Below are 22,131 nucleotides of genomic sequence, written 5' to 3'. Positions count from 1 at the left end.
CTGTGTCGGTATCTACCGAAGGTGGTTCGTGAGTTTCGATACCTATCAGCATGAACGATGACCCCCCAAACGGGTGGCACCGGCCGCCACGTGAGCCACTCCGTGTCGCCTCGCGCGGCATGGGATCCTCAGGCGGAGGGGCTAGACTCCAGAGGGCTTTTTCTTCAGGAGGGTGCAGAAACACGGTGACCAGCGCGCGGGTCGACAACGGGGTGGATACGGTCAACGACCGTGAACTAAACGACGGTGAGGAGACGAACGGTGAGGCCGCGCGACGCGCGGTTTCCGGTGCTCCGCTGCGTGCATGGCAGCGACGAGCCCTAACCAAGTACCTCACTCGACGACCGACCGACTTTCTGGCGGTCGCCACTCCTGGTGCAGGTAAAACGACTTTCGGCCTCCGAGTGGCCAGCGAGTTGCTCGCCGACCGAACCGTCGACCGCATCACGGTGGTTGCCCCAACCGAACACCTGAAACATCAGTGGTCGCAGGCCGCTGCGCGGGTCGGAATTGCCCTCGACTCCAACTTCTCCAACTCCACGGGGGCTACGAGTTCGGACTTCGATGGCGTGGTTCTGACGTACGCCCAGGTTGCGGCTCATCCGTCGCGGCATCGGGTTCGCACCGAGCAGCACCGGACCCTGGTCATCCTCGATGAGATTCATCACGGTGGCGACGCAAAATCGTGGGGCGACGGCATCCGCGAAGCATTCAGCGACGCGACACGTCGTCTATCGCTAACCGGTACGCCATTCCGGTCCGACGATTCACCGATCCCTTTCGTCACCTACGAGCCGGAGCCGGGTGGCTCGCAGCGTTCCAAAGCCGACCACACTTACGGGTACTCCGATGCGCTTCGAGATGGGGTCGTCCGTCCCGTCGTGTTCCTCGCGTACTCGGGCCAGGCGAGCTGGCGGACCAGTGCTGGCGAAGAATTCACGGCACGCCTCGGCGAACCGCTCTCCGCCGAACAAACCTCGCGTGCCTGGCGCACGGCGCTCGACCCGCACGGAGACTGGATTCCCGCGGTTCTGTCTGCGGCTCATCGGCGATTGACGAAGCTCCGCAACTCGGGCGTTCCGGACGCCGGCGGCCTCGTCATCGCGACCGACCAGCAGTCCGCCCGAGACTACGCCGAACTCCTGTTCGCGATGACGGGTAAGAAGCCGACCCTCGTCCTATCTGACGATCCGAAGTCATCGTCGCGCATCGGCGAGTTCGCGGCCAGCGACGACGAGTGGATGGTCGCGGTCCGCATGGTCTCCGAAGGCGTCGACGTGCCGCGACTAGCCGTCGGTGTGTACGCGACCAATGCTTCGACGCCGCTGTATTTCGCGCAAGCCATCGGACGGTTTGTGCGGTCGCGTCGCCCCGGTGAAACCGCGAGTGTGTTCTTGCCATCGGTGCCGGTGCTCCTCGATTTGGCGAGCAAGCTGGAAGCCCAACGTGACCACGTGTTGGGGAAGCCGCACCGCGAACCCGAAGGCTGGGACGACGAAGCGCTCACTGAAGCCAACAAGTCGAAGGACGAGAACACGGGGGAGGACGAGAAGACTTTTGAGTCACTCGCCGCCGACGCCGAACTCGACCAGGTGATCTACGACGGTTCATCGTTCGGGACGACGACGCTCGTCGGTTCCGACGAGGAATCGGACTACCTCGGTTTGCCCGGACTGCTCGACGCCGAACAGGTCCGCACCCTGCTGCAGCAACGGCAGGCCGATCAAGTAACCCGACGCAGTGCCGCGAAGGCGCGACCCGCCGATGACGCCCAAGCACAAGCTGCACCCAATGCCGCCGAACGGCAGACGGGGCAAGACCTGACCGTGCTGCGTAAAGAGTTGAACACCTTGGTGTCGCTACATCATCATCGGACCGGCAAGTCGCACGGCCAAGTCCACAACGAACTGCGTACCCGGCTCGGTGGCCCGCCGACGGCAATGGCCACCGCCGATCAGCTCCGGGAACGGATCAAGGCCCTGCGAACCTGGTGAGGTTCTTGCAGGGCCTTGATCGGGGTGTTGCGCTATCGGGGATTGATTTTCCAATTACCGTCGGCGGTTAGCCGACAACGGCGCCAATCTCGACGAGGCGTGCCTCGTGGTCGTTGTAGTGGTGCTGGCAGAAAAGCAACTCGCCGCCCGTGGGCAAAGTCGCCCGCACCTTGGCTGCGGCACTGCACCGGTCGCAACGGTCAGCGGCAACTAGCGGCATCCGTGTGGGTGCGGTCGTGGCGATAGTAGTCATGTCGTCCTCCGTCCCTAGCCGACGAACCGCGGATCGGTCGTCGTCCTTCACTCTGTCAGACGTTTGTCGACGCTCAAATGTTCCCGCGCGGTGTCGGTGTGTTGCAAATCATTTCTTTCAGTTCTCTGGAGTTGGTCTGTTCGGAGGACTCGGTGGCACTGCGCCAACGACGCGGAGTGCGGTCTTTGCGTAGAAATCGCCCAATTCGGTTGGGCTCAACGGGCCGTCGTCGCTGTACCAACGGGCGATGTCTACCCCCATCGACAGCAGCAGATTGGTTGTTGTCTGGGGGTCGGCGACGTCGAAGTCCCCGGTCTCGATCCCGGCGTCGACGATTGCTCGCATGCGACCGGTAATGGTGCGCCGGAGTTTGCTGATTTCAGTGAAGTGGTCGGGAGCGAGGGAATGGAGTTCGTAATTCACGATCCGTGAACTCGTGTGACGCATCGCGTGGCGCTCGCTAAATGCGCGCATCACGGCCGCCAGGCGGACCGCCGGTGGTTGGGCAGCATCGTCGGCCGAGTCAATTTCGGCAATGGTGTCCATATGGCCGCCGTGTGAGAGCTCAAAGAGGAGATCTTCTTTCGACCGGTAGTGCACGTAGACCGCCGCGGGGCTCATACCTGCCGCCGAGGCGATGTCGCGGGTTGTGGTGCCCAGGAATCCGCGTTCGGCGAACGAAACCAGCGCCGCCTGCAATAGTCGATCGCGGGTAGGAACATTCTCCGTTGCCGGGACATTCGCTGCGTCGGTCATGCGGTCTCCTTTAGCGTCCGGGAAGAGAGTTTCGGGGACGCGATGCCAGCTGGGTATGAGATCAGTCTCAAGGTGGGACGGTTGACGTATGTCTCACTGTCGTGCAATGTGGACTCTAACACCCTAAGCAAGCGCTTAGTTAGAGGTTGAGATTACTTCATCGACAGGAGTTTCCCGTGGCCAAGATCGACCCCCAACGATTTGCAGGCAAGACCGCGATCGTGACTGGAGCAAGTCGAGGAATTGGGCTGGCCGTCGCCGAACGACTGGTCGCCGAAGGTGCCAAGGTCACCATCACAGCGCGCAAGCAGGAGGCGCTCGATGAAGCTGTCGCTCAGCTCGGCGGACCGGACGTTGCGCTCGCTGTTGCGGGCCGAGGCGATGACCCTGAGCACCAGGCCGATGCCGTCGCTAAGACCATCGAGACTTTTGGCAGCGCCGACCTGCTGGTCAACAACACCGGGATTAACCCGGTCTACGGTCCGCTGATGGAGATTGACCCCGAAGCCGCGCGGAAGATCATGGACGTCAACGTGATCTCCGCACTCCGGTGGGTCCAAGCGGTGAACTCCGCATGGCAGGCCGAACACGGCGGTGCCATCGTGAACATTGCCTCGATCGCCGGACTGCGGCCGGCCCCGGGCATCGCCTTCTACGGCGTGTCGAAAGCTGCCGTCATTCACCTCACCGAAGAGCTCGCTGTGGAACTGGGACCCAACATTCGGGTCAATGCCGTCGCCCCCGCCGTGGTGAAGACGCGCTTCGCGACAGCCCTGTACGAAGGCCGTGAAGAACAGGTCGCCGAAGCCTATGCGCTTAAGCGTCTCGGCCAACCCGAAGACATTGGCTCCGTGGTTGCTTTCCTGCTGTCCAACGACGCTGGCTGGATGACCGGTCAAACCCTCGTCGTCGACGGCGGCGTCTTGCTCGGTGGTGGTGTGTAGTGGCCACCTCAGGTTCGGTGGGCTTCGACCCGGCAAATAAGACGGTTGTCGTTACCGGTGCGGGAAACGGTATCGGTGCTGGCTTGGCCACCGCACTCGCGGGACGCGGGGCCAAAGTGGTGGTCGCCGATCTGGATGCCGAGGGCGTGAACCGTACCGTCGCGACAATCACCGAGTCAGGGGGTGTGGCACTTGCCGTTCCCGGCGATGCGGCATCGGCCGACGGTGTTGCCGCGGTGATCGCTGCCACGCGGGACGCATTCGGTCCCATCGACGCCTGGTTCGCGAATGCAGGCGTCGATCGCGGGCGGGGACTCGATGCGGCCGCGGCCGATTGGGAACTGTCCTGGAACGTGAACGTGATGGCGCATGTGCACGCTGCACGGGCCCTCGTCCCGGAATGGCTCGAACGCGGCGGTGGACGGTTTGTCGTCACCGCATCTGCGGCCGGACTTCTGACAATGCTTGGTGCCCCTGCCTACTCGGTCACCAAACACGGGGCCGTGGCGTTTGCCGAATGGTTGTCGGCCACCTACCGACACCGGGGAATAGTCGTGCAGGCATTGTGTCCGCAAGGCGTCCAGACCCGCATGCTGAGTGAATCCGGCCCGGTCGAGGAAATCCTCAGCCACGACGTCGCGCTCACCGTAGAAACCGTCGCCGACGAGGTAATCGCCGCACTGGACTCGGATTCGTTCCTCATCCTGCCGCACTCCGAGGTCTTCGACTACTACCAGGTCAGGGCTGGAAACACGGACCGCTGGCTTGGTGGCATGAACAAACTGCAGCAGCGGGTCGACGCGAAAACCAACGAAATCGCCAACGGCCTGTAGTTGCACCGAGATAGCAATACGGTCGAATGCGTGGCGGTCGGCAAGTCCCGATCGGCCAGACCGCGCGTCGTCCTGCAGTACCGACAGTCCCAACCAGTAGCAGTCCCACCAGAATGAGTTCCACCAATCGTCTTGGCATCACCACCATTGAAGGAGAACCACCTATGACCACTCAGCGCGTAGCAATCGTCACCGGAGCGGCCCGCGGCATCGGTGCCGAAGTTGCCCGTCGCCTATCCAGCGACGGCCATGCCGTGGCCATCTTCGACCTCGACGAGGCTGCCTGCCAGGTCGTCGCCGACGAGATCAACGCCGCTGGTGGCAAGGCCATCGGGGTCGGCGTCGATGTCGCAGACGAAGTCAAGGTCGAAGCCGGTGTCAGCCGCGTCGCCGCAGAACTGGGTGAGCCCACCATCCTGGTCAATAACGCAGGCATCATCCGCGACAACATGCTGTTCAAGATGACCCTCGCGGACTGGGACTCGGTGATGGCAGTGCACCTGCGCGGTGCCTTCCTGATGTCCCGCGAAGTGCAGCAGTACCAGACCAAAGCCAAGTGGGGACGCATCGTCAACCTGTCCAGCACCTCGGCCCTCGGTAACCGTGGACAGGCGAACTACGCGGCCGCCAAGGCCGGAATGCAGGGATTCACCAAGACCCTGGCCCTCGAACTCGGTCCGTTCGGTGTGACCGCTAACGCGATCGCCCCGGGATTCATTGCCACTGACATGACGGCCGCGACCGCAGACCGCCTCGGCATCACTTTTGATCAGTTCAAGGAAGCGATGGCCAAGGAGATCCCCGTCCGTCGCGTCGGTGAGCCCGCCGACATCGCCCATGCCGTCAGTTTCTACGCCAGCGAAGGTGCCGGATTCGTGTCCGGTCAGGTCCTCTATGTCGCCGGCGGACCCAAGGATTAGGAGTTAAGACAATGCGCGTATTCAACGGTGCAGAAGAACTCGTTGCTGCGGTCGGCAGCCACCTCGGATACTCCGACTGGTTCGACGTCACCCAGGAAAAGGTGAACCTGTTCGCCGACGCGACCGGTGATCACCAGTGGATCCACGTCGACCCCGAGCGAGCCAAGGACGGGCCGTTCGGCGGCACCATCGCTCACGGATACATGACGCTCTCGTTGATCCCAGTCCTGCGCCACAGTGCCTGGGGCCCCGGTGAGGTCAAGATGGGCATCAACTACGGAGCCAACAAGGTGCGCTTTCCCGCACCCGTGCCGGTCGGTTCCAAAGTTCGGGCGGGCTTCGAATTGATCGAGGTGACCGAAGGTGGGGCCGGCTACCAGATCGTCGAGAAGGTCACCATTGAGGTCGACGGCGGCGAAAAGCCGGTCTGCATCGCCGAGACCGTGACGGTGTTGGTGTTCTGATGTCAACTGCCGACGGTGCGACCCGCGAGCTTCCGGGACTTGACCTGGACCGATTGGCCCCCTGGTTCACCGAGCACATTGGGCCAATTGATGGAGCCCTCGACGCCACATTGATTGCTGGCGGCAAGTCGAACCTGACTTACCGACTGCACAATGGGTCAACGAACCTGATCTTGCGGCGTCCGCCCGTCGGCAAGTTGCTCGCCACGGCGCACGACATGGGTCGCGAGCACTCGATGATGTCGGCGCTCGCAGCCACAGCGGTTCCGGTGCCGAGGATGTACGGGATGTGCACCGACGCGGACGTTCTCGGTGCCCCGTTCTATGTGATGGAGGCCGTGACCGGCACCCCCTACCGGCACGCTGCGGAGTTGGCGCCGCTGGGACCGGAACGGACCCGAACCATTTCTGAACGATTGGTCGATACCCTCGCGACCCTCCACCTGGTGGATCCGGCCGCGATTGGGCTGGGGGAGTTTGGTCATCCGGAGGGTTTCCTGGCGCGCCAAGTGTCCCGTTGGCGCAAGCAGTTCGACGCCGCTCACACCCGCGACCTCCCCGAAATGGAGCGGCTCCACGGACTCCTCGCGGAGCGGGTGCCGCCTGAGGCTGCACCCGGCATCGTGCACGGCGACTACCGACTCGACAACGTCCTGATCGACGATCAGGACGCGGTCCGCGCCGTTCTTGACTGGGAGATGGCCACGATTGGTGACTCCCTGACCGACCTGGCATTGATGTGCGTGTATCACCGCCTCGGGGCAGCCGGTGGGGGCGTCACCGATGTCGCCGTCGCTCCCGGCTTTCTCACCGAAAACGAGATCGTCACCAGGTACTCGGCGGCCACCGGTCGAGACCTCTCCGACTTCGGCTTCTACATCGCCTTCGGTTGCTTCAAACTCGCGGGCATCGTCGAAGGAATTCACTACCGATATGTCAACGGCCAAACAGTTGGTGCAGGCTTCGCCGATGTGGGCGAGGGCGTGGCGCCACTGCTGGCAGCGGGACTTGCCGCATTGAAAGACAACTGACAAAGAGCCCGCTGACAATCCACCAGACAACGACGACGCCCCGGAGGAAATCCGGGGCGTCGTCGTTGGTTGATCTGGCTACCGTGGTGCGTGACTAGTCGAGGTAGTCGCGGAGCACCTGGGAGCGGCTGGGGTGGCGGAGCTTGCTCATCGTCTTCGATTCGATCTGGCGGATGCGTTCGCGCGTCACGCCGTAAACCTGGCCGATCTCGTCCAATGTGCGGGGCTGACCGTCGGTCAGGCCAAAGCGCAGCCGGACGACGCCAGCTTCACGCTCGGAAAGCGTGTCGAGCACATCCTGTAGCTGATCCTGCAGCAGGGTGAAGCTAACGGCGTCAACAGCGACGACCGCTTCGGAGTCCTCGATGAAGTCGCCGAGCTGACTATCACCCTCGTCGCCGATCGTCTGGTCGAGAGAGATTGGTTCGCGGGCATACTGCTGGATCTCCAGAACCTTCTCCGGAGTGATGTCCATTTCCTTCGCCAGCTCCTCCGGAGTGGGCTCGCGGCCCAAATCCTGAAGCAGTTCGCGCTGGATGCGACCCAACTTGTTGATGACCTCAACCATGTGGACCGGGATGCGGATGGTGCGAGCCTGATCGGCCATCGCGCGGGTGATCGCCTGACGAATCCACCAGGTGGCGTACGTCGAGAACTTGTAGCCCTTCGTGTAGTCGAACTTCTCGACCGCACGAATCAGACCCAGGTTGCCTTCCTGGATGAGGTCCAGGAAAGCCATGCCGCGGCCGGTGTAGCGCTTAGCGAGGGACACGACCAGACGCAGGTTGGCCTCGAGGAGATGATTCTTAGCGCGGTTGCCGTCGCGCGAAATCCACGACAGGTCCCGTCGCTGAGCGACCGACAGCTTCTCGCCTGCCTCCATCACGCGGCGGATGCGTTCGGTGGCGAACAGACCAGCTTCGATGCGCTTGGCGAGTTCGACTTCCTCCTCGGCATTCAGCAGGGCGACCTTGCCGATCTGCTTCAGGTAAGCGCGCACAGAGTCGGCAGAGGCCGTCAGCTCGGCATCCTTGCGGGCCTGACGCAGGGCCTCGGACTCGTCCTCGTCCCACACGAAGTCGGGCTTGGGCTCGGCGTCCTTCTTGGCGCGGGGCGCACGCTTGGCTGCCGTTTTGGCTGCGGGCTTGGCGTCGACCTCATCATCGTCGTCGTCGACAATCAGATCCGCGTCGGCAAGATCAATTTGCGAGTCGTCGACGTCGTCCAGGCCGGCGACGTCAGCCTCGTCGACCTCGACCTCGACCGACGGATCGGCAGCCTTGGTGCTCGCACGCTTGGCGGCGGTCTTCTTGGCAGCGGTCTTCTTCGCTGCAGTCTTGGCGGCCGTCTTCTTGGCGGTCGTTGCAGCAGTCTTCTTGGCGGGTGCCTTCTTCGCTGGTGCCTTCTTGGCCGCAGCCTTCTTGGCGGGTGCCTTTTTAGCTGGAGCCTTCTTAGCTACCGGTGCGTCAGCGTCGGTAGCTTCAGCTGCTGCGTCGGTGGACTTGCTGGTTGCCACGTACAACCTTTCGACAGAACGAACGCGCGGCACGGCTGGGCGCGTCCCCAAAACGGGGACGGACATCCGTGGGCGATGAGGGCTTTGAGTCTTCGGTGCGGGACCGATGTGTTCCATTGTAACGACATCACTGCGATGAGCACATGCGCATACCAGTCTAAGAGCCGAGAAAGCGACTGGCGGAGGCTGAAAAGTGAGGTTTCGCTAGAACGAGAGCCCGTCGTCGACCGCCATCGCAGCGCCAACGATTCCCGCCCGATTGCGGAGTTTGGCCGCGACGACCGGGGTCGCATTGGTCAGCATTGGGATCCATTGGTCGCCCTTGCTACTAATTCCGCCGCCAGCGATGAACAGGTCGGGGGAGAAGATCGCTTCGTAGTGGGCCAAGACGGTCGAGACCTTAGAACTCCACTTCTTCAACGACCACCCCTTGTCGTCGCGAACCTTTGCGGAAGCCTGATGCTCGGCCTCCTTGCCGCCGACTTCCAGGTGTCCAAACTCGGTATTTGGAACAAGTGTCCCGTTGTAGAGGAGAGCCGATCCGATGCCGGTGCCGAACGTCAACAAGATGACGGTGCCATCGGTGTCGAGATCGGCGCCTCCGCCAAAGCGAAGCTCGGCCAGGCCTGCGGCGTCGGCGTCGTTGAGGACACTGACCCGTCGGCCGCCGAGCTTGGTGCTAAACATCGACACGAGGTCGGTGCCCTTCCAGGACGCGTCGATGTTGGCCGCCGTTCGCATGATTCCGTCGCGCACCACACCGGGAACGGTCAATCCGACGGGGCCAGTCCAACCAAAGTGTTCGACGATGGTGATGACTGCCTCCGACACAGCTTCCGGGGTGGCAGGCTGGGGTGTGTCGATCCGGTGGCGTTCACCGACAAACTCTCCGGTGCGAAGGTCGACGATCGCACCCTTCACCCCCGAGCCCCCAATGTCGATACCGAACCCGAGGTGCGACGACGGACTTGTCGAATTGTCGGCCCCAGGTCGGGCATTTGTGGATCCCAAAACAGTGACTTCAGCGTCGGTCATGGTGAGCAGTACGCCTTTCGTGGCTGGTTGAGGCGATCTTAGACACAGTTGCCAGTCACCGTGGCGACCGGAGTCGCGCGTCGGGTCACTAGACTTGGGGCCGTGACTCACTCAGCTGATCCTGCCCGGTCTGATTCTGCTTCATCGACTTCCATTCCGCAGCCAGCCGAGCTCGCCGTCATTGCGCGCGCGGTGGCCGAGGAGGCCGCAGCACAGGTGCGGAACCGACGAGTCGAACTCTTTGCGCCGACCGGCACCCGTGCCTCCGATGATTCCGTCACGGCTAAATCGACGCCGACGGATCCAGTGACGGTCGCGGACACGGAAACTGAAGAGTTGATCCGCGAGCTACTGCATCGGCATCGGCCGGGCGACGAGATCCTCGGCGAAGAGGAGGGCGGCTCGGTGACGGTGCCGACCGGTGTCCGGTGGGTCGTCGACCCAATCGACGGTACCGTCAACTTCCTGTACGGCATCCCCGCCTACGCGGTGTCGGTCGCGGCGCAGGTCGACGGTCGTTCCGTTGCCGGAGCGGTCGTCGATGTCGCACGGGGGGTCACGTATTGGGCCAGCAGTGGCGGCGGCGCGTGGGCGACTGGCCTCGCCTCGGACGTCCAGCCGATTCGCTTGAATTGCAACCCGATTGATGACGTCGCTCTGGCGTTGGTGGCGACCGGGTTTGCGTACTCAAAGACGCGCCGCGTGGAGCAGGGCGTCTTCATCGCAAAGCTACTTCCCAACGTCCGCGATATCCGCCGCGTCGGGGCAGCCGCCATCGACCTCTGCATGGTGGCATCCGGTGCCGTCGACGCCCACATCGAGCATGGACTTAGCCCGTGGGATTGGGCTGCCGGTGGCCTCATCGCGGAGGAAGCCGGCGCCCGGGTAGTGCTCCCGCCATCGGATTCGCGATCGGGCGACGGTCACGCGACGATTGCCGCCGCACCGGGAATCGCTGAAGACTTCCTCGCCCTACTTGGCAGTATTGGCGCCCTTGACGCCATGCCCGACGAGGCGGTTTGACGCCTCGTCCCGGCTAGCAGGACTGGTTGTGGACGGTCTCGATGAGTGAGCGGTCGATGGCGGTTTTAGGATTCTTCGGATCCACCGAACGCAATGCCTCGAGTGCCGCTTGCGTGTCTTGCGTCGGCCTGGTGTTGGTGTAGAACTCGCCGAGCGCCAGATCGACGTCCGTGCCCTTTCGACCGTCGTTGACCAACTGTGCACACGGGGCAGCGAGCCAGACTGCGGCGGCACCGGCCTGTCCGGCCTGGCCGAACCGAATCTGCGCAACACAATGAAGATTCTGATCAGGGTAGACAGTGTCGTCGCCGAACGCTGGATCGGCAGCGGTGAACCCCTCGTTGGCGAGGTCATCGCTGACTGAGCGCGCCGAACCGCGGGGTGCCGCCGAATTCAGGACCCGAACACCGAAGGTCGTTAGCCCCGCTGGAGCCACCGAGAGCATGTCGGTATTGCTGACAACGGTCAGTTCGGGCGGCTTCGGGGCGTCGGGTGCCGCTGATTTGGCAGCTACCGGCATATTGCAGTCGGTCGGGTGTGCTTCGGTGCCGCCGCTGTTCAATGCGAAGGACCAGGCCGTGATGGCGCCCGCCGCCAACACTGCGACAACGATCGCGGCGGGTAACCACTGGCGCCGCCGAAATGGGCGGCCCTTCACATCGGTCGTGTAGCCGGTGGCGATTTTCGAGACCACGACGGTGCCTGCACCTTCTTCCGAGAACGGGGATTGCACAACTGTAGAGGGCCGGGCGGAACAGGTTCGTCAGGGTGGTCGGCGCGCCCGCAGAAACTCTCGTTTTCGGTGCGAACTCCCGCGGAAAAGAGGCGGTAGAACGACCCGACCATGAGGGGGTTGACACGGCGATTGAGTGAGCCTAGAATTCGGGCGCCCGACATCATCGGATGACGATGTGAGGTGCGGGAGAGCTACGCCACAAGTGCGGTCTCCCTTAGCAATCCATTAACCACCTACAGACCCACGTTAGGCACATCATGGCAACCGATTACGACGCTCCGCGCCGCAGCAACGACGACGACATCGCGGAAGACTCGCTCGAAGAGCTCAAGGCTCGACGCAATGAAGCGAAGTCCGCCAACGTAGATATCGACGAGACAGAAACGGCTGAATCGTTTGAGCTTCCGGGTGCCGATCTGTCAGGTGAGGAACTCTCGGTTCGTGTGGTTCCGAAGCAGGATGACGAGTTCACATGCTCCAGTTGCTTCCTCGTGTACCACCGCAACCGACTTGCCGAGCAGAATGGCACTCAGATGATCTGCGTCGACTGCGCTTAGTACCTCCACCAATAGAGGCACCGCGGTTGATGCCATCAACCGCAGCGCCGAGATAGATCTACGACGCCGCGCGAGGCAACTAGCCTTGCGCGGCGTCTTGCTTCCCGGCATCGCTGCCAGCATCACCCATCCCCAGCGCAGCGAGCACCGCGCCGGGCTGACGGGTAGAGATGAGCCAATAGGGGGTGGGATCGTCGGGATCGTCGAGCACCACGAGCACCATCGTTTTCACCCATGCACGATGGATCACGTAGGCCGCAGGATCGAGTTGCCTGCCCATCGCCGCACTCCGCTGGGAAGCGGCGATCGACGCGCCACGGGCAATGACATCGGTGGGCAATATGGCCTTCCCTGCGTGCAACGAACCGTCGGCGGTGACCCGGACCTGGGTGCGACCCATCGAGTACAGCATCCAGGCGATCAGGATGGCGATGACCGGATAGGCGACAAAGCTCCACGCCGCCCGGTAAGCGGCCAATTGGATTTCGTAGCCGAGGATTCCGGTGACGACCACGGCGGCCAACCACCACCACCAGGGAACAGAAAGTCGTTCGGCATAGCGGTCCTGCTGCGGGGCGGGGCTCGAGGCTGGTTTGCTCACAGCTTCCAGCCTAATGGGCGAGCGCCCGAGTAGTCTGCGAGGGTGACCTCGCAAGTGACGCCCGATACGTATCCGCCATTGCGGATCCGTCGCCTCGATTCTGAACTCCCGCTCCCTACTCGCGCACACCCCGGTGACGCTGGAATAGACCTGTTTGCCGCGACCGATTTGGTCCTGCAACCGGGCCGTCGCCAACTGGTCGGCACCGGGATTGCGATCGCCCTGCCGGTGGGAACGGTGGGATTGATCCATCCGCGGTCCGGTTTGGCCGCGCGTGCCGGCCTGTCGATCGTTAATACGCCGGGCACTATCGACGCTGGCTACCGCGGCGAAATCAAAGTCTGCGTCATCAATCACGATCTCGAAGCGCCCATTGTGATCACGCGCGGCGACCGCATCGCCCAACTGCTGGTGCAGCGGGTGGAACTTCCTTCGGTGATTGAGGTCGACGAACTCGACGACACCGAGCGCGGAGCTGGCGGATACGGTTCCAGTGGTGGACACGCGATCTTGACCTCGGAGGCATAACAATGGCAGCGAAGAACGAAGCCGCACCAGAAAAGTTTTCGATCGGCGACACGGCTGGTCCGTACGACACCGGCGACCTGCTGACACCGCTGGGGGAGTTGGCAAACTCCCACCTCGACTTGGGCTCGCTCCTGATGCCTGTCGTCGAAGGCGGCCAGGTTACCGTCGAGATGTCCGCCACGCACGAGCCTGAGGCCGTCTACTTGGTGACGCCGGTAGGTCGGATCGGCATGCACGCATTTGCTGCCCCGCGGAGTGGCGGCATGTGGCGCGAGGTGGTCCGTGAACTCGCGGAGTCACTGCGGGCCGACGGTGCCCAGACCGCGATCGAAGACGGACACTGGGGCCGTGAGGTCATCGCCCGTGTTCCCGATGGCAGCCACCGGTTTATCGGCGTCGATGGCCCCCGCTGGATGGTTCGCTGTGTAGCAAGCGGGCCCGCCGAGAGCGAAGTGCAGTTGGCGCAGTTGGCTCGCGCAGTCCTCGCAGAGACGGTCGTGCGCCGCGGGAATGAGCCACAGCCCCCTCGGGAACTACTCCCGATCGTCTTGCCGCCGGTCCTCGCTGAACAGGTCTCTGCCGCGCAGCAGCAGATGTCGCAAGAGGCCGTGGAAGCGACAGGGGTGGACCCGGAGACCGGATCGTTCCCATCGCAACCGCTGTCGAATGCACCGACCGCGCGCCCCGAACCCGAGGCCGAAATTGTCCCCGGAGGTGCCATGATGCAAAGCGCGGCCGCCACGGTCTACTCCGAGACTCCGGACCGTGTCGAGGATCCCACGGGTGACGCCTACGCGGAGGTCGCTGAAGAGTCCGTCACCGATGCCGACGAGGCAACTGACGAATCGGCGGCGAGTCCCTCACGCGGTTCGGCGATGTCACGGTTCCGCAAGCGTCGTCGCTGATTTCTCGGCGTTAGCGGGGCACCTTCTCCGACGCTGCCTGCCACGCCTGCAGGCAGGCGTCGCCGAGGAGTCGCTCGTCGCGCCCGAATTCGGTGAGATGTACCTCGCGAAGGACGCTGTGGGGGATGCTCTGCGCCCACGACCGTCCGACCGCGATCGGATGCAACGGATCGTCGGGGGCCGCGGCAATCCCCACCGGGACCGGCAGCGCCGCCAATTGCGTCAGCGTCGGCCCCACGTAGGTGGACGCGACCCGCAACTGCTCGACAAGGCCATGATCGGCGAGGGATCGCCACGACCGGGATAGTTCGGCAGCCAACCATTCGGGACTGGTCAACACCATCTGCGCGATCGTCGGTTCCAGCCCGTCCCGTTCAATCGCATCGGCGGTGATCTGGGCTGACGCCGCAGCGACCGAATCACCGGCCGGTCCCGACCACGGTGGCAAGGCGGCCAGAACGCCAATGCAGTGCCGTGCACCCGGTGCCTGAAGGATCCAGTTGGCCGCGATCGATGCGCCGATCGATACCCCACCGACCAGAAAAGGCTCACCGGTCGAGGCGAAGTGATCGGCAAGTTGATCGAGCCGGGTTCGGTAGCTTTCGACCAGGTCAGCGGCTGGCTCGAGGGCGCAGACACGAGCGTCAATTGACTCGGCGGCGCGCGAGAAAGCCCTGGCGACAAAGTCTGCATCCGACCCGGTGCCGGGCATCACGATCAACGTGGTCATCCATTGATCATGCCTCGGTCGTCGGAAGGGAAAGTCGGGGGTATGGTGACGGTGAAAGCGAGTTTTCCGCCGATGGGAACTCCACAGTTGCGCGCAGCGGAGGTTGCGATGACGAATTCGGGTCTGATGAAACGACTCGGACGGATGCTGACCGAAGATCTCGACGAGATCGAGGACGATCGCATCCAGCGCGAGTGCCAGCAGCCGGGGGCACAGCGGGCCGTCGACTGTACGCGCGGTGATGAGGCGACGATGGTCGGCGAACTTCGGTCAGTCGAGACGCGGTCGAAGACCACCAAAACCGGGGTCGTCGCGGAGTTCTTTGACGGGACCGACACCGTCATCTTGAAGTGGATGGGACGCAACCGCATCCCCGGCATTGAGCCTGGCCGACGACTGACGGTTCGCGGCCGAGTGGCCTCCGTCGACGGTGCAAAGGTCATGTACAACCCCTATTACGAACTTCACACCGTCGACGAATAGACCAGTTATTGCCGCTGTCTACCTAGCGGCACCGAAAGCCTCGTAGTGGATTCGCTCGTCAGGAACGTTCCGGGCGAGCAGTGACTCGCGAATTGCTCCCAGGAATCCCGTCGGCCCGCACAGCAGGGCCACGGTATCCGGCGCAATCGTCACCTCGTCGAGATTCATCAGGCCGATGCGAGTCGCCTCATCGGTGGCCAAACCATTCTCATACCACTGCAGCAATTCTGCGCTCGGCAGTTGATCGACCAATTCGGCCAGATCGCCGCGGTGCGGCTGGCGACTGCGTGAGCGGTCGGCATGCAGCACCGTGATCGGTCGAGTATCGCCGGTCGAAACCAAATGGTTGAGCAAACCGATGACCGGAGTGCAACCAATGCCTGCGGACGCCAAGAGCAGCGGTTCATCGCCCTCGGGGAGGGTTAGATCGCCGAACGGAGTACTGACCTTCAGTAGGTCGCCTTCGAACAAATTCTCGTGCAACTGAGTCGAGACTTCACCGTCGAGTTTGACGCTGATGTGCCAAGCCGGATCGGAAGTGGAACCGGTGAGGCTGTACTGACGAATCTGATTCGCACCGTCGGGCATCGGGGTCTGCACCGAAATGTATTGACCGGGAACGAAGGTACCGAGGCCGCCCCCGTCGAGCGCGGTCAAGGTGAACGCGACAGCATCGGGGGAGACCTGCTCGCGCGAGGACACGCGAACCGACTGCCACACGTCGCCGGGCTCCACGCCAGCACCCGCATAGAGTTCGTTTTCGCGGCCAATCAGAACGTTCGCCATCTCCCAGTACAACTCGTCCCAAGCGGCAGCCACCTCCGGTGTCACGGCCTCGCCGAGAACATCGACAATGGCGGCAAAGAGATGCTCGTGAACGATCGGGTACTGGTCAGCGACGATGCCCAGCGATGCATGCTTGTGTGCGATGCGGTCGATGATGAAGCGCAGTTTGGCCGGATCGGGCTCCAGCTGCAGACGGGCGAACCCGGCGACGGCGCCAGCGAGGACCTGCGGCTGTGCACCGCTGGCCTGGTTGGTGCGATTGAAAAGGTCGCGGAGCAACTCGGGGCGGGCGGTGAACATCCGATCGTAGAAGCGCGGCGTAATTTCTGGCAGCGCGGCTTCGACCACGGGGACGGTCGCTTCAAGCACCAGCTTGGTTTCTGACGAGATCATCGAATACTCCTCACTTCGTGTGATGGCACTTCTTCGGTCTGCACCGCGTCGTCGTCGTGGGGGCGGGCGGGCGGTGAGTTTGGGGGGAGCAACTTCAGCAGAGTGGCTCCGGTGGGATCGGCGATGAGGTCTTGCACGGTCAGCTGATCCAGGCTGTCGTAAAAGGCTTGTTCGGCCCGCGCAAGCGCTCCGCGGAGTCGGCACGCCGAACGCAGGGGGCACGGAGTGCTTCCCTCACATTCGATGACGGGCTGATCGCCCTCAAGGTGTCGTGCGAGCCAGCCGACACCGGCACGGGCTCCGAGATCAGTGATAGCGAGGCCACCGGAACGTCCGCGCCGGGAGTTGACCACACCGAGTTCGGAGAGCCGGCTCACGACTTTGGCGACGTGGGTGTAGCTCAGGTGGAGGTCGTCGGCGAGCTGTCGCGAAGTGTGCGTGGCTTCCGGGTTGGCGGCTAATGCCATCACGATCCGGAGACCGATGTCGGTGAACCGTGTCAGTTGCATGCAGCGATCAAAACACTATTGGTATTCCAGATTCCAATTATGTGTCGGACCTCTCATGACCTGGGTAAACAGCGTATTTCGCTGGGTAAACCAGGGACTAAATCCCCTTACTTACTACGATGAGTAGTAGGTAAAGTCTGCCGATTCGGCATCCGTAACGAACCAAGGATTACAGCGGGGCCTTGATCACCCGATGCAACTCATCCTCGGCATCCTCGGGAGCAATAAACACAAGCTCGTCGCCGCCTTCGAGGGAATCGTCGGCCTCGGGGACGATGACGCGGCGGCCACGGATGATAGCCACGAGAGCGACGTCGCGGGGGAGTTGCAGGCGGCGGACCGCCTTACCGGCGAGCGGCGTGTCATTGGGAAGAGTTAATTCGACCAGGTTGGCTTGGCCCTGCCGGAAAGTCATGAGGCGCACGAGGTCGCCGACGGTGACGGCTTCTTCGACGAGAGAAGCGAGCATGCGGGGCGTCGAGACCGCTACGTCGACTCCCCAGTCGTCGTTGAAGAGCCATTCGTTGCGTGGATCGTTGACTCGCGCGACAACGCGGCTGACCGCAAACTCGGTGGTCGCGAGGAGGCTGACAACAAGGTTGGCCTTATCGTCGCCGGTGGCGGCGATCATCACGTCGAACGTTTGCAGTTCGGCCAGTTCCAAGTCTGACAATTCGCAGGCGTCGGCATGTACCCAATTGGCGCCCGGAACCGCTAGTGGATCGATGTGCGTGCGGTTCCGTTCGAACAGGGTGACGTTGTGGTTGTTGACGAGAAGTTCGCGGGCAATGGCCCGCCCGACGGCCCCGGCTCCGGCAATAGCGACCTTCATGTTTACTCCCGCGGCATTTCGTTGCCCGCGATGGCGCGGGCGTGATCGAGATTGGTGGCCAGCACGGCAACGTACATCACGTCGTCCACCTGGATGGCCGTGCGCGGATCGGGAAGGACCGTCATCCCCATCCTCGATAGAAAGGTGATGCGCGCGCCGGTGAGTTCCTGGAATTTCGTGGTGGTGGCACCGACCCACGACTCATGAAAGTCAATGGTTGCCAGCACCAGACTGCCCGACGGATCACGCCACACCGGGTGAAGTGTCGTCTCGCCGAGCGCTGCGACGAAGCGCTGGGTTGTCCACGGAACGGTCGCGACGGTCGGAATCCCGAGTCGCTCAAATACTGCAGCGCGCTTAGCGTCGTAGATCCGGGCGACGACTCGTTCAACGCTGTAGGTTTCGCGCGCCACGCGGGCCGCAATGATGTTGGAGTTGTCGCCGGACGAGACCGCAGCGAAGGCGTCGCAGTCGGCGATCCCCGCCTCGTTGAGCACATCGCGGTCGAATCCGACGCCGGTGACCGTTCGGCCAGTGAATTTCTCGCCCAACCGGCGGAAAGCTGTCTCGTCGCGGTCAATGACGACGACGTCGTGTCCGAGGCTGGACATCGCTCCAGCCAGCGCCGATCCGACGCGGCCGCAGCCCAAAATGATTACGCGCACGAAGTTCCACGTTACTGTGCGCCGACTGATTCCGCACCCTGCTGGGTGTCTTTGCGGTTTGGGCCTTAATGTTGCTGAGTGTCCACCACGATGTCGAAGGTCTCGGTAGCGACCAAGCGCCTGCTCCTAGGGCGTCCGTTCCGCAGTGATCGGCTGGGTCACACGCTGCTGCCGAAGCGTATCGCCCTGCCCGTCTTTGCGTCCGACGCGATGTCGTCGGTGGCGTACGCACCGCAAGAAATCTTCCTGGTTCTCTCGATCGCCGGCATCAGTGCCTACGCGCTCGCGCCCTGGGTGGCGGTTGCCGTGACCTTGGTGATGATCGTCGTGGTCGCCAGTTACCGACAAAACGTTCACGCCTACCCGTCGGGCGGCGGCGACTACGAGGTCGCGACCGTGAACCTTGGACCCAACGCCGGTTTGACGGTCGCGGCTGCTCTCCTTGTTGACTACGTGCTGACCGTCGCCGTGTCGGTGACATCGGCCGCAGAGAACATTGGCTCGGCCGTCCCGTTTGTCCACGAGCACAAGGTCTTGTTCTGTGTGGCAGGCATCGCGCTGCTCGCAGCCGTCAACTTGCGCGGCATCAAAGAATCCGGCGGCATCCTCGCCCTGCCCACCTACGCATTCATTGCGGGCGTCATGGTGATGTTGATTTGGGGCGGAATTAAGATCTTCTTCCTCGGCGATACCGTCGAAGCGGAGACGTCGAAGTTCGGAATCATTCCCGAGCAATCCCATCTCATGGGGTTGGCAATGGCCTTCCTCGTCGCTCGATCGTTCTCGTCCGGTTGTGCGGCGCTCACCGGCGTCGAGGCCATCAGCAATGGCGTGCCCGCCTTCCAGAAGCCGAAGTCGCGCAATGCGGCGACGACGCTCCTGCTGCTCGGTACCTTCTCGATCACCCTGCTGCTCGGCATTGTGCTGCTGGCCCAGAAGATCGGTGCCAAGTACGTCCTCAACCCGGAGCAGGACCTGTCGGGCATTCCCGACCACTACCAGCAGAAGTCGATCCTGGCGCAACTCGCCGAAGCGGTGTTCCGGGGTTTTCCGCCCGGCTTCTACTTCATCGCGGTCGTCACCGCACTGATCTTGCTGCTGGCGGCCAATACAGCGTTCAACGGCTTCCCGGTACTCGGTTCGGTGCTGGCGCAAGACCGATTCCTTCCGCGCCAGCTGCACACACGCGGTGACCGACTCGCCTTCTCGAATGGCATCGTGTTCCTGGCGCTGGCCGCGATCGCCTTCGTCGTCGCCTTCGGTGCCGAAGTCACCTCATTGATCCAGCTGTACATCGTGGGCGTGTTCGTTTCCTTCACCCTCAGCCAAACCGGCATGGTGAGGCACTGGACCCGGCACCTGAAGACCGAAACCGACCCGGATGCGCGCGGGCGCATGCGGCGGTCGCGCGTTATCAATGCCATTGGCATGGTGATGACCGGAACCGTGCTGATCGTGGTGCTGCTCACGAAGTTCACCGCGGGCGCATGGATGGCCATCCTTGCCATGGTGATCTTGTTCATCCTGATGAAGATGATTCACAAGCATTACTCGACGATCGAAGAAGAACTCGAGATCGCCGAACTGACCGCCGATGATGAAGTGTTGCCGAGTCGCAGCCACGCGGTGATCTTGGTGTCGACCCTGCATCTGCCGACACGACGCGCGGTGCGGTACGCCCGCGCTACCCGCCCCGACTCCATCGAAGCCATCACCGTTAACGTCGACGACCGCGACACTCGGATTCTTGTCAGCGAATGGGAAGAGAGCGACATCCGCGTGCCCTTGAAGGTGCTGGCGTCGCCCTACCGGGAAATCACGCGACCAATCATTACCTACATCCGTCGGGTGAGAAGAGAATCTCCACGCGACGTGATCACCGTGTTTATCCCCGAATATGTCGTGGGGCACTGGTGGGAACAGATTCTGCACAACCAATCCGCGTTCCGACTCAAGACGCGACTGCTGTTTGAGCCGGGCGTCATGGTGACATCGGTACCGTGGCAGTTGAACTCCTCGGAATCCCGAGCGCGTCGAGCGGAGACCAAGTACCTCGGACCGGGCGCTGCACGCCGAGGCATTACATCTGCGCCCAGTACCACCGGCACCGGCACGGTCGTCACTGCTTCGGACGGCACCACCAACGGTCCAAGCACCAACGGTCCAAGCACTAACCGTCAAAGCACTAACCAGAGCAATAACAAACGCAAGGATGCAGGCCCGCGCGAATGAGCACCCCCGATCGACTCGTGGAACTCCAGGTCACCGGCTACGCGAACGGCGGTGCAGGGATTGCCCGGTCGGACGGTCGCGTCGCATTTGTCGACGGCGCGCTACCGGGCGAGACAGTGATCGCACGCATCACCGACGACTCCCACAGCGCATACATGAAGGCGATCGCCGAAACGATCCTGGAACCGTCCGAGCATCGGAGACCGCCGGAGTGTTTTGCGGCGGCGGCTGGCGCCGGTTGCTGCGACCTCAGCTTTGTGGCACCGGAGTACGCACGGGAACTCGCTGGGTCGGCCCTGGCCGACGTGCTGGTGCGCATCGGACACCTCGACCTGGACGCACTGCCTGCGCCGTCAATCGAAGCGCTCGCCGCCGAGTCGACCGGTTGGCGGATCCGCACGCGCCTGGCGGTCGGTAACGACGGTCGCGCTGGTCTCCGTAGCCGCGGATCGGCGGAAATCATTACCGTGCCGTGCGCGGCACCGGTCAGTGGGCTTCTCCGCGAGGTCAATGCGCTCGGTGCAGCGCCCGGCACCGAACTGGTCCTGATGGCCGACGCCGACGGCAACCGGCATGCGGCCGAACTGTCGGCACCGCACTTCGGCAAGGGGCGTAACCGCAAGCCAGGCCGTGATCAACACCGGCGTGGCGCCCAGCGCACTCGCAGCGCACGGAGCGCGCCCCGTACGCTTCGTCACCTCGAAGGCGACGAACTGGTTCAACACCGTGTTGGCACCCGTACCTGGCGCATCCCAGTCAACGGCTTCTGGCAGGCGCACCGCAACGCGCCGCAGGTCTACACCGCGACCGCACTCCGCATGCTCGGGGCCGTCGGCATCACGGGTGAGGTACATGCGTGGGATCTCTACGGTGGTGCGGGGGTCTTCACCGCCGCACTCCTCGACGGCAGCGCCGACCACGGGTTCACCGTCAGTTCAATCGACCTCGTCGATTCCGATACGGATGCGCTCGCGGCGGCAGCCGTAACGCTCGGCGACGATGCGGTGAAGGCGCACCGAGGTGGTGTTGCCGACGCCCTCGCGAGCCTCGACCGCCCGAACATTGTCATCAGTGATCCGCCGCGCACGGGGGCCGGACTTTCAGTCGTCGACGGCATCGTCGCCGCACAGCCGGAAGCCATCGTTCACGTGGGCTGCGATGCCGCCTCGTTCGCCCGCGATGTCGGGCGCTTCGCAGCGCAGGGGTACCGGGTTCGGGCGTGGCAGGGTTTCGACGCCTTCCCGATGACCCATCACCTCGAAGCTATTGCGATCCTGACGCGCTAAAATCGCGCATTACCCGGCAACGGTGTCGCGAACGCGACACTGAGCCATTCAGGTTCTGTTTAGGCGAGTCCGTAGACTGAATCTGTTGCGCGGTCGCTCGGACCGCTGCAGTGGTGAAG

Annotated in this window: 24 protein-coding genes; 13 read left to right on the top strand and 11 right to left on the bottom strand. The window is 63.1% G+C overall.

The genetic code is table 11. The features are described 5' to 3' along the window. The first annotated feature begins 296 nt into the window (after positions 1 to 296). Complete coding sequence (locus AC1L34_RS05955; protein ID WP_424293448.1) at positions 297 to 1,994, top strand: DEAD/DEAH box helicase; 1,698 nt, start codon at positions 297 to 299, stop codon at positions 1,992 to 1,994. 67 nt (positions 1,995 to 2,061) lie between these two features. On the opposite strand, the gene AC1L34_RS05950 is transcribed toward AC1L34_RS05955, so the two are convergent. Together AC1L34_RS05950 and AC1L34_RS05945 are read right to left on the bottom strand one after the other, a co-directional pair. Beyond that, entirely contained in the window at positions 2,062 to 2,247 is a 186-nt protein-coding gene (locus tag AC1L34_RS05950; RefSeq protein WP_424293442.1) for a DUF7455 domain-containing protein, read from the bottom strand. A gap of 117 nt (positions 2,248 to 2,364) precedes the next feature. Beyond that, complete coding sequence (locus tag AC1L34_RS05945) at positions 2,365 to 3,003, bottom strand: TetR/AcrR family transcriptional regulator (RefSeq protein WP_424293441.1); 639 nt, start codon at positions 3,001 to 3,003, stop codon at positions 2,365 to 2,367. A 176-nt stretch (positions 3,004 to 3,179) separates the two neighbouring features. On the opposite strand from AC1L34_RS05945, the gene AC1L34_RS05940 reads away from it, so the two are divergent. The 5 genes from AC1L34_RS05940 to AC1L34_RS05920 all read left to right on the top strand — a co-directional run bounded on the left by AC1L34_RS05940 (position 3,180) and on the right by AC1L34_RS05920 (position 7,195). Next, positions 3,180 to 3,947 (top strand): SDR family oxidoreductase, encoded by a 768-nt coding sequence (locus AC1L34_RS05940; protein WP_424293440.1) that lies wholly within the window; start codon positions 3,180 to 3,182, stop codon positions 3,945 to 3,947. Further along, the gene (locus tag AC1L34_RS05935) at positions 3,947 to 4,780 is read left to right on the top strand and encodes an SDR family oxidoreductase (protein ID WP_424293439.1); all 834 of its coding nucleotides are present in this window, start codon (positions 3,947 to 3,949) and stop codon (positions 4,778 to 4,780) included. Before AC1L34_RS05940 ends, AC1L34_RS05935 begins: the two co-directional genes overlap by 1 nt. 164 nt (positions 4,781 to 4,944) lie before the next feature. Next, positions 4,945 to 5,700 carry a 3-oxoacyl-ACP reductase FabG gene (fabG, locus tag AC1L34_RS05930; RefSeq protein ID WP_424293438.1) on the top strand — a complete coding sequence of 252 codons (756 nt, stop codon included), beginning with the start codon at positions 4,945 to 4,947 and terminating at the stop codon, positions 5,698 to 5,700. Positions 5,701 to 5,711: 11 nt separating this feature from the next. Continuing rightward, positions 5,712 to 6,164, top strand: coding sequence for a MaoC family dehydratase (locus AC1L34_RS05925; RefSeq protein ID WP_424293437.1), 453 nt, complete (start codon positions 5,712 to 5,714; stop codon positions 6,162 to 6,164). Then, entirely contained in the window at positions 6,164 to 7,195 is a 1,032-nt protein-coding gene (locus AC1L34_RS05920; RefSeq protein WP_424293436.1) for a phosphotransferase family protein, read from the top strand. The genes AC1L34_RS05925 and AC1L34_RS05920 overlap by 1 nt, the downstream gene beginning before the upstream one ends. Before the next feature lie 94 nt (positions 7,196 to 7,289). Here AC1L34_RS05920 and AC1L34_RS05915 read toward each other — a convergent pair whose 3' ends face one another. Both AC1L34_RS05915 and ppgK read right to left on the bottom strand, forming a co-directional pair. Continuing rightward, positions 7,290 to 8,711, bottom strand: coding sequence for an RNA polymerase sigma factor (locus AC1L34_RS05915; protein ID WP_424293435.1), 1,422 nt, complete (start codon positions 8,709 to 8,711; stop codon positions 7,290 to 7,292). A gap of 204 nt (positions 8,712 to 8,915) precedes the next feature. Then, the gene (gene ppgK, locus AC1L34_RS05910; protein WP_424322715.1) at positions 8,916 to 9,746 is read right to left on the bottom strand and encodes a polyphosphate--glucose phosphotransferase; all 831 of its coding nucleotides are present in this window, start codon (positions 9,744 to 9,746) and stop codon (positions 8,916 to 8,918) included. 153 nt (positions 9,747 to 9,899) lie between these two features. Here ppgK and AC1L34_RS05905 point away from each other — a divergent pair, with 153 nt between their 5' ends. Next, positions 9,900 to 10,769: an inositol monophosphatase family protein gene (locus AC1L34_RS05905; protein ID WP_424295281.1), complete on the top strand. Its 870-nt coding sequence runs from the start codon at positions 9,900 to 9,902 to the stop codon at positions 10,767 to 10,769. Between the two features lie 13 nt (positions 10,770 to 10,782). Here the strand turns inward: AC1L34_RS05905 and cei are convergent, their stop codons facing one another. Continuing rightward, the gene (gene cei / locus AC1L34_RS05900; RefSeq protein ID WP_424295282.1) at positions 10,783 to 11,463 is read right to left on the bottom strand and encodes an envelope integrity protein Cei; all 681 of its coding nucleotides are present in this window, start codon (positions 11,461 to 11,463) and stop codon (positions 10,783 to 10,785) included. Positions 11,464 to 11,762: 299 nt separating this feature from the next. On the opposite strand from cei, the gene AC1L34_RS05895 reads away from it, so the two are divergent. After that, entirely contained in the window at positions 11,763 to 12,062 is a 300-nt protein-coding gene (locus AC1L34_RS05895) for a DUF4193 domain-containing protein (protein ID WP_424295279.1), read from the top strand. Positions 12,063 to 12,141: 79 nt separating this feature from the next. Here AC1L34_RS05895 and AC1L34_RS05890 read toward each other — a convergent pair whose 3' ends face one another. After that, the gene (locus AC1L34_RS05890) at positions 12,142 to 12,663 is read right to left on the bottom strand and encodes a DUF3093 domain-containing protein (RefSeq protein ID WP_424296834.1); all 522 of its coding nucleotides are present in this window, start codon (positions 12,661 to 12,663) and stop codon (positions 12,142 to 12,144) included. 42 nt (positions 12,664 to 12,705) lie between these two features. Between AC1L34_RS05890 and dut the strand changes: the two genes are divergently transcribed. Continuing rightward, positions 12,706 to 13,191 carry a dUTP diphosphatase gene (gene dut / locus AC1L34_RS05885; RefSeq protein ID WP_424296833.1) on the top strand — a complete coding sequence of 162 codons (486 nt, stop codon included), beginning with the start codon at positions 12,706 to 12,708 and terminating at the stop codon, positions 13,189 to 13,191. A 2-nt stretch (positions 13,192 to 13,193) separates the two neighbouring features. Then, complete coding sequence (locus AC1L34_RS05880; protein WP_424296831.1) at positions 13,194 to 14,096, top strand: DUF3710 domain-containing protein; 903 nt, start codon at positions 13,194 to 13,196, stop codon at positions 14,094 to 14,096. Between the two features lie 10 nt (positions 14,097 to 14,106). On the opposite strand, the gene AC1L34_RS05875 is transcribed toward AC1L34_RS05880, so the two are convergent. Beyond that, positions 14,107 to 14,826: an alpha/beta hydrolase gene (locus AC1L34_RS05875; protein ID WP_480035184.1), complete on the bottom strand. Its 720-nt coding sequence runs from the start codon at positions 14,824 to 14,826 to the stop codon at positions 14,107 to 14,109. 108 nt (positions 14,827 to 14,934) lie between these two features. On the opposite strand from AC1L34_RS05875, the gene AC1L34_RS05870 reads away from it, so the two are divergent. After that, entirely contained in the window at positions 14,935 to 15,309 is a 375-nt protein-coding gene (locus tag AC1L34_RS05870) for an OB-fold nucleic acid binding domain-containing protein (RefSeq protein WP_424296828.1), read from the top strand. Between the two features lie 18 nt (positions 15,310 to 15,327). Here the strand turns inward: AC1L34_RS05870 and AC1L34_RS05865 are convergent, their stop codons facing one another. The 4 genes from AC1L34_RS05865 to AC1L34_RS05850 all read right to left on the bottom strand — a co-directional run bounded on the left by AC1L34_RS05865 (position 15,328) and on the right by AC1L34_RS05850 (position 18,494). Beyond that, a complete protein-coding gene (locus tag AC1L34_RS05865; protein ID WP_424296826.1) occupies positions 15,328 to 16,488 on the bottom strand; it encodes a globin domain-containing protein in 1,161 nt (386 codons plus the stop codon). After that, the gene (locus tag AC1L34_RS05860; protein WP_424325051.1) at positions 16,485 to 16,997 is read right to left on the bottom strand and encodes an RrF2 family transcriptional regulator; all 513 of its coding nucleotides are present in this window, start codon (positions 16,995 to 16,997) and stop codon (positions 16,485 to 16,487) included. The genes AC1L34_RS05865 and AC1L34_RS05860 overlap by 4 nt, the downstream gene beginning before the upstream one ends. Before the next feature lie 169 nt (positions 16,998 to 17,166). Continuing rightward, the gene (locus AC1L34_RS05855) at positions 17,167 to 17,829 is read right to left on the bottom strand and encodes a potassium channel family protein (protein WP_424296823.1); all 663 of its coding nucleotides are present in this window, start codon (positions 17,827 to 17,829) and stop codon (positions 17,167 to 17,169) included. A 2-nt stretch (positions 17,830 to 17,831) separates the two neighbouring features. Further along, positions 17,832 to 18,494 (bottom strand): potassium channel family protein, encoded by a 663-nt coding sequence (locus tag AC1L34_RS05850; protein WP_424296822.1) that lies wholly within the window; start codon positions 18,492 to 18,494, stop codon positions 17,832 to 17,834. A gap of 90 nt (positions 18,495 to 18,584) precedes the next feature. On the opposite strand from AC1L34_RS05850, the gene AC1L34_RS05845 reads away from it, so the two are divergent. Both AC1L34_RS05845 and AC1L34_RS05840 read left to right on the top strand, forming a co-directional pair. Continuing rightward, entirely contained in the window at positions 18,585 to 20,726 is a 2,142-nt protein-coding gene (locus AC1L34_RS05845) for an APC family permease (RefSeq protein ID WP_480035315.1), read from the top strand. Next, complete coding sequence (locus tag AC1L34_RS05840) at positions 20,723 to 22,012, top strand: class I SAM-dependent RNA methyltransferase (protein ID WP_480035183.1); 1,290 nt, start codon at positions 20,723 to 20,725, stop codon at positions 22,010 to 22,012. Before AC1L34_RS05845 ends, AC1L34_RS05840 begins: the two co-directional genes overlap by 4 nt. The last annotated feature ends 119 nt before the right edge of the window (positions 22,013 to 22,131 follow it).

It is taken from the genome of Gordonia sp. 34D (genome assembly GCF_056682775.1).
The sequence above is the reverse complement of the archived record's forward strand: the minus strand, read 5'-3'. Positions and strand labels throughout refer to the sequence as shown.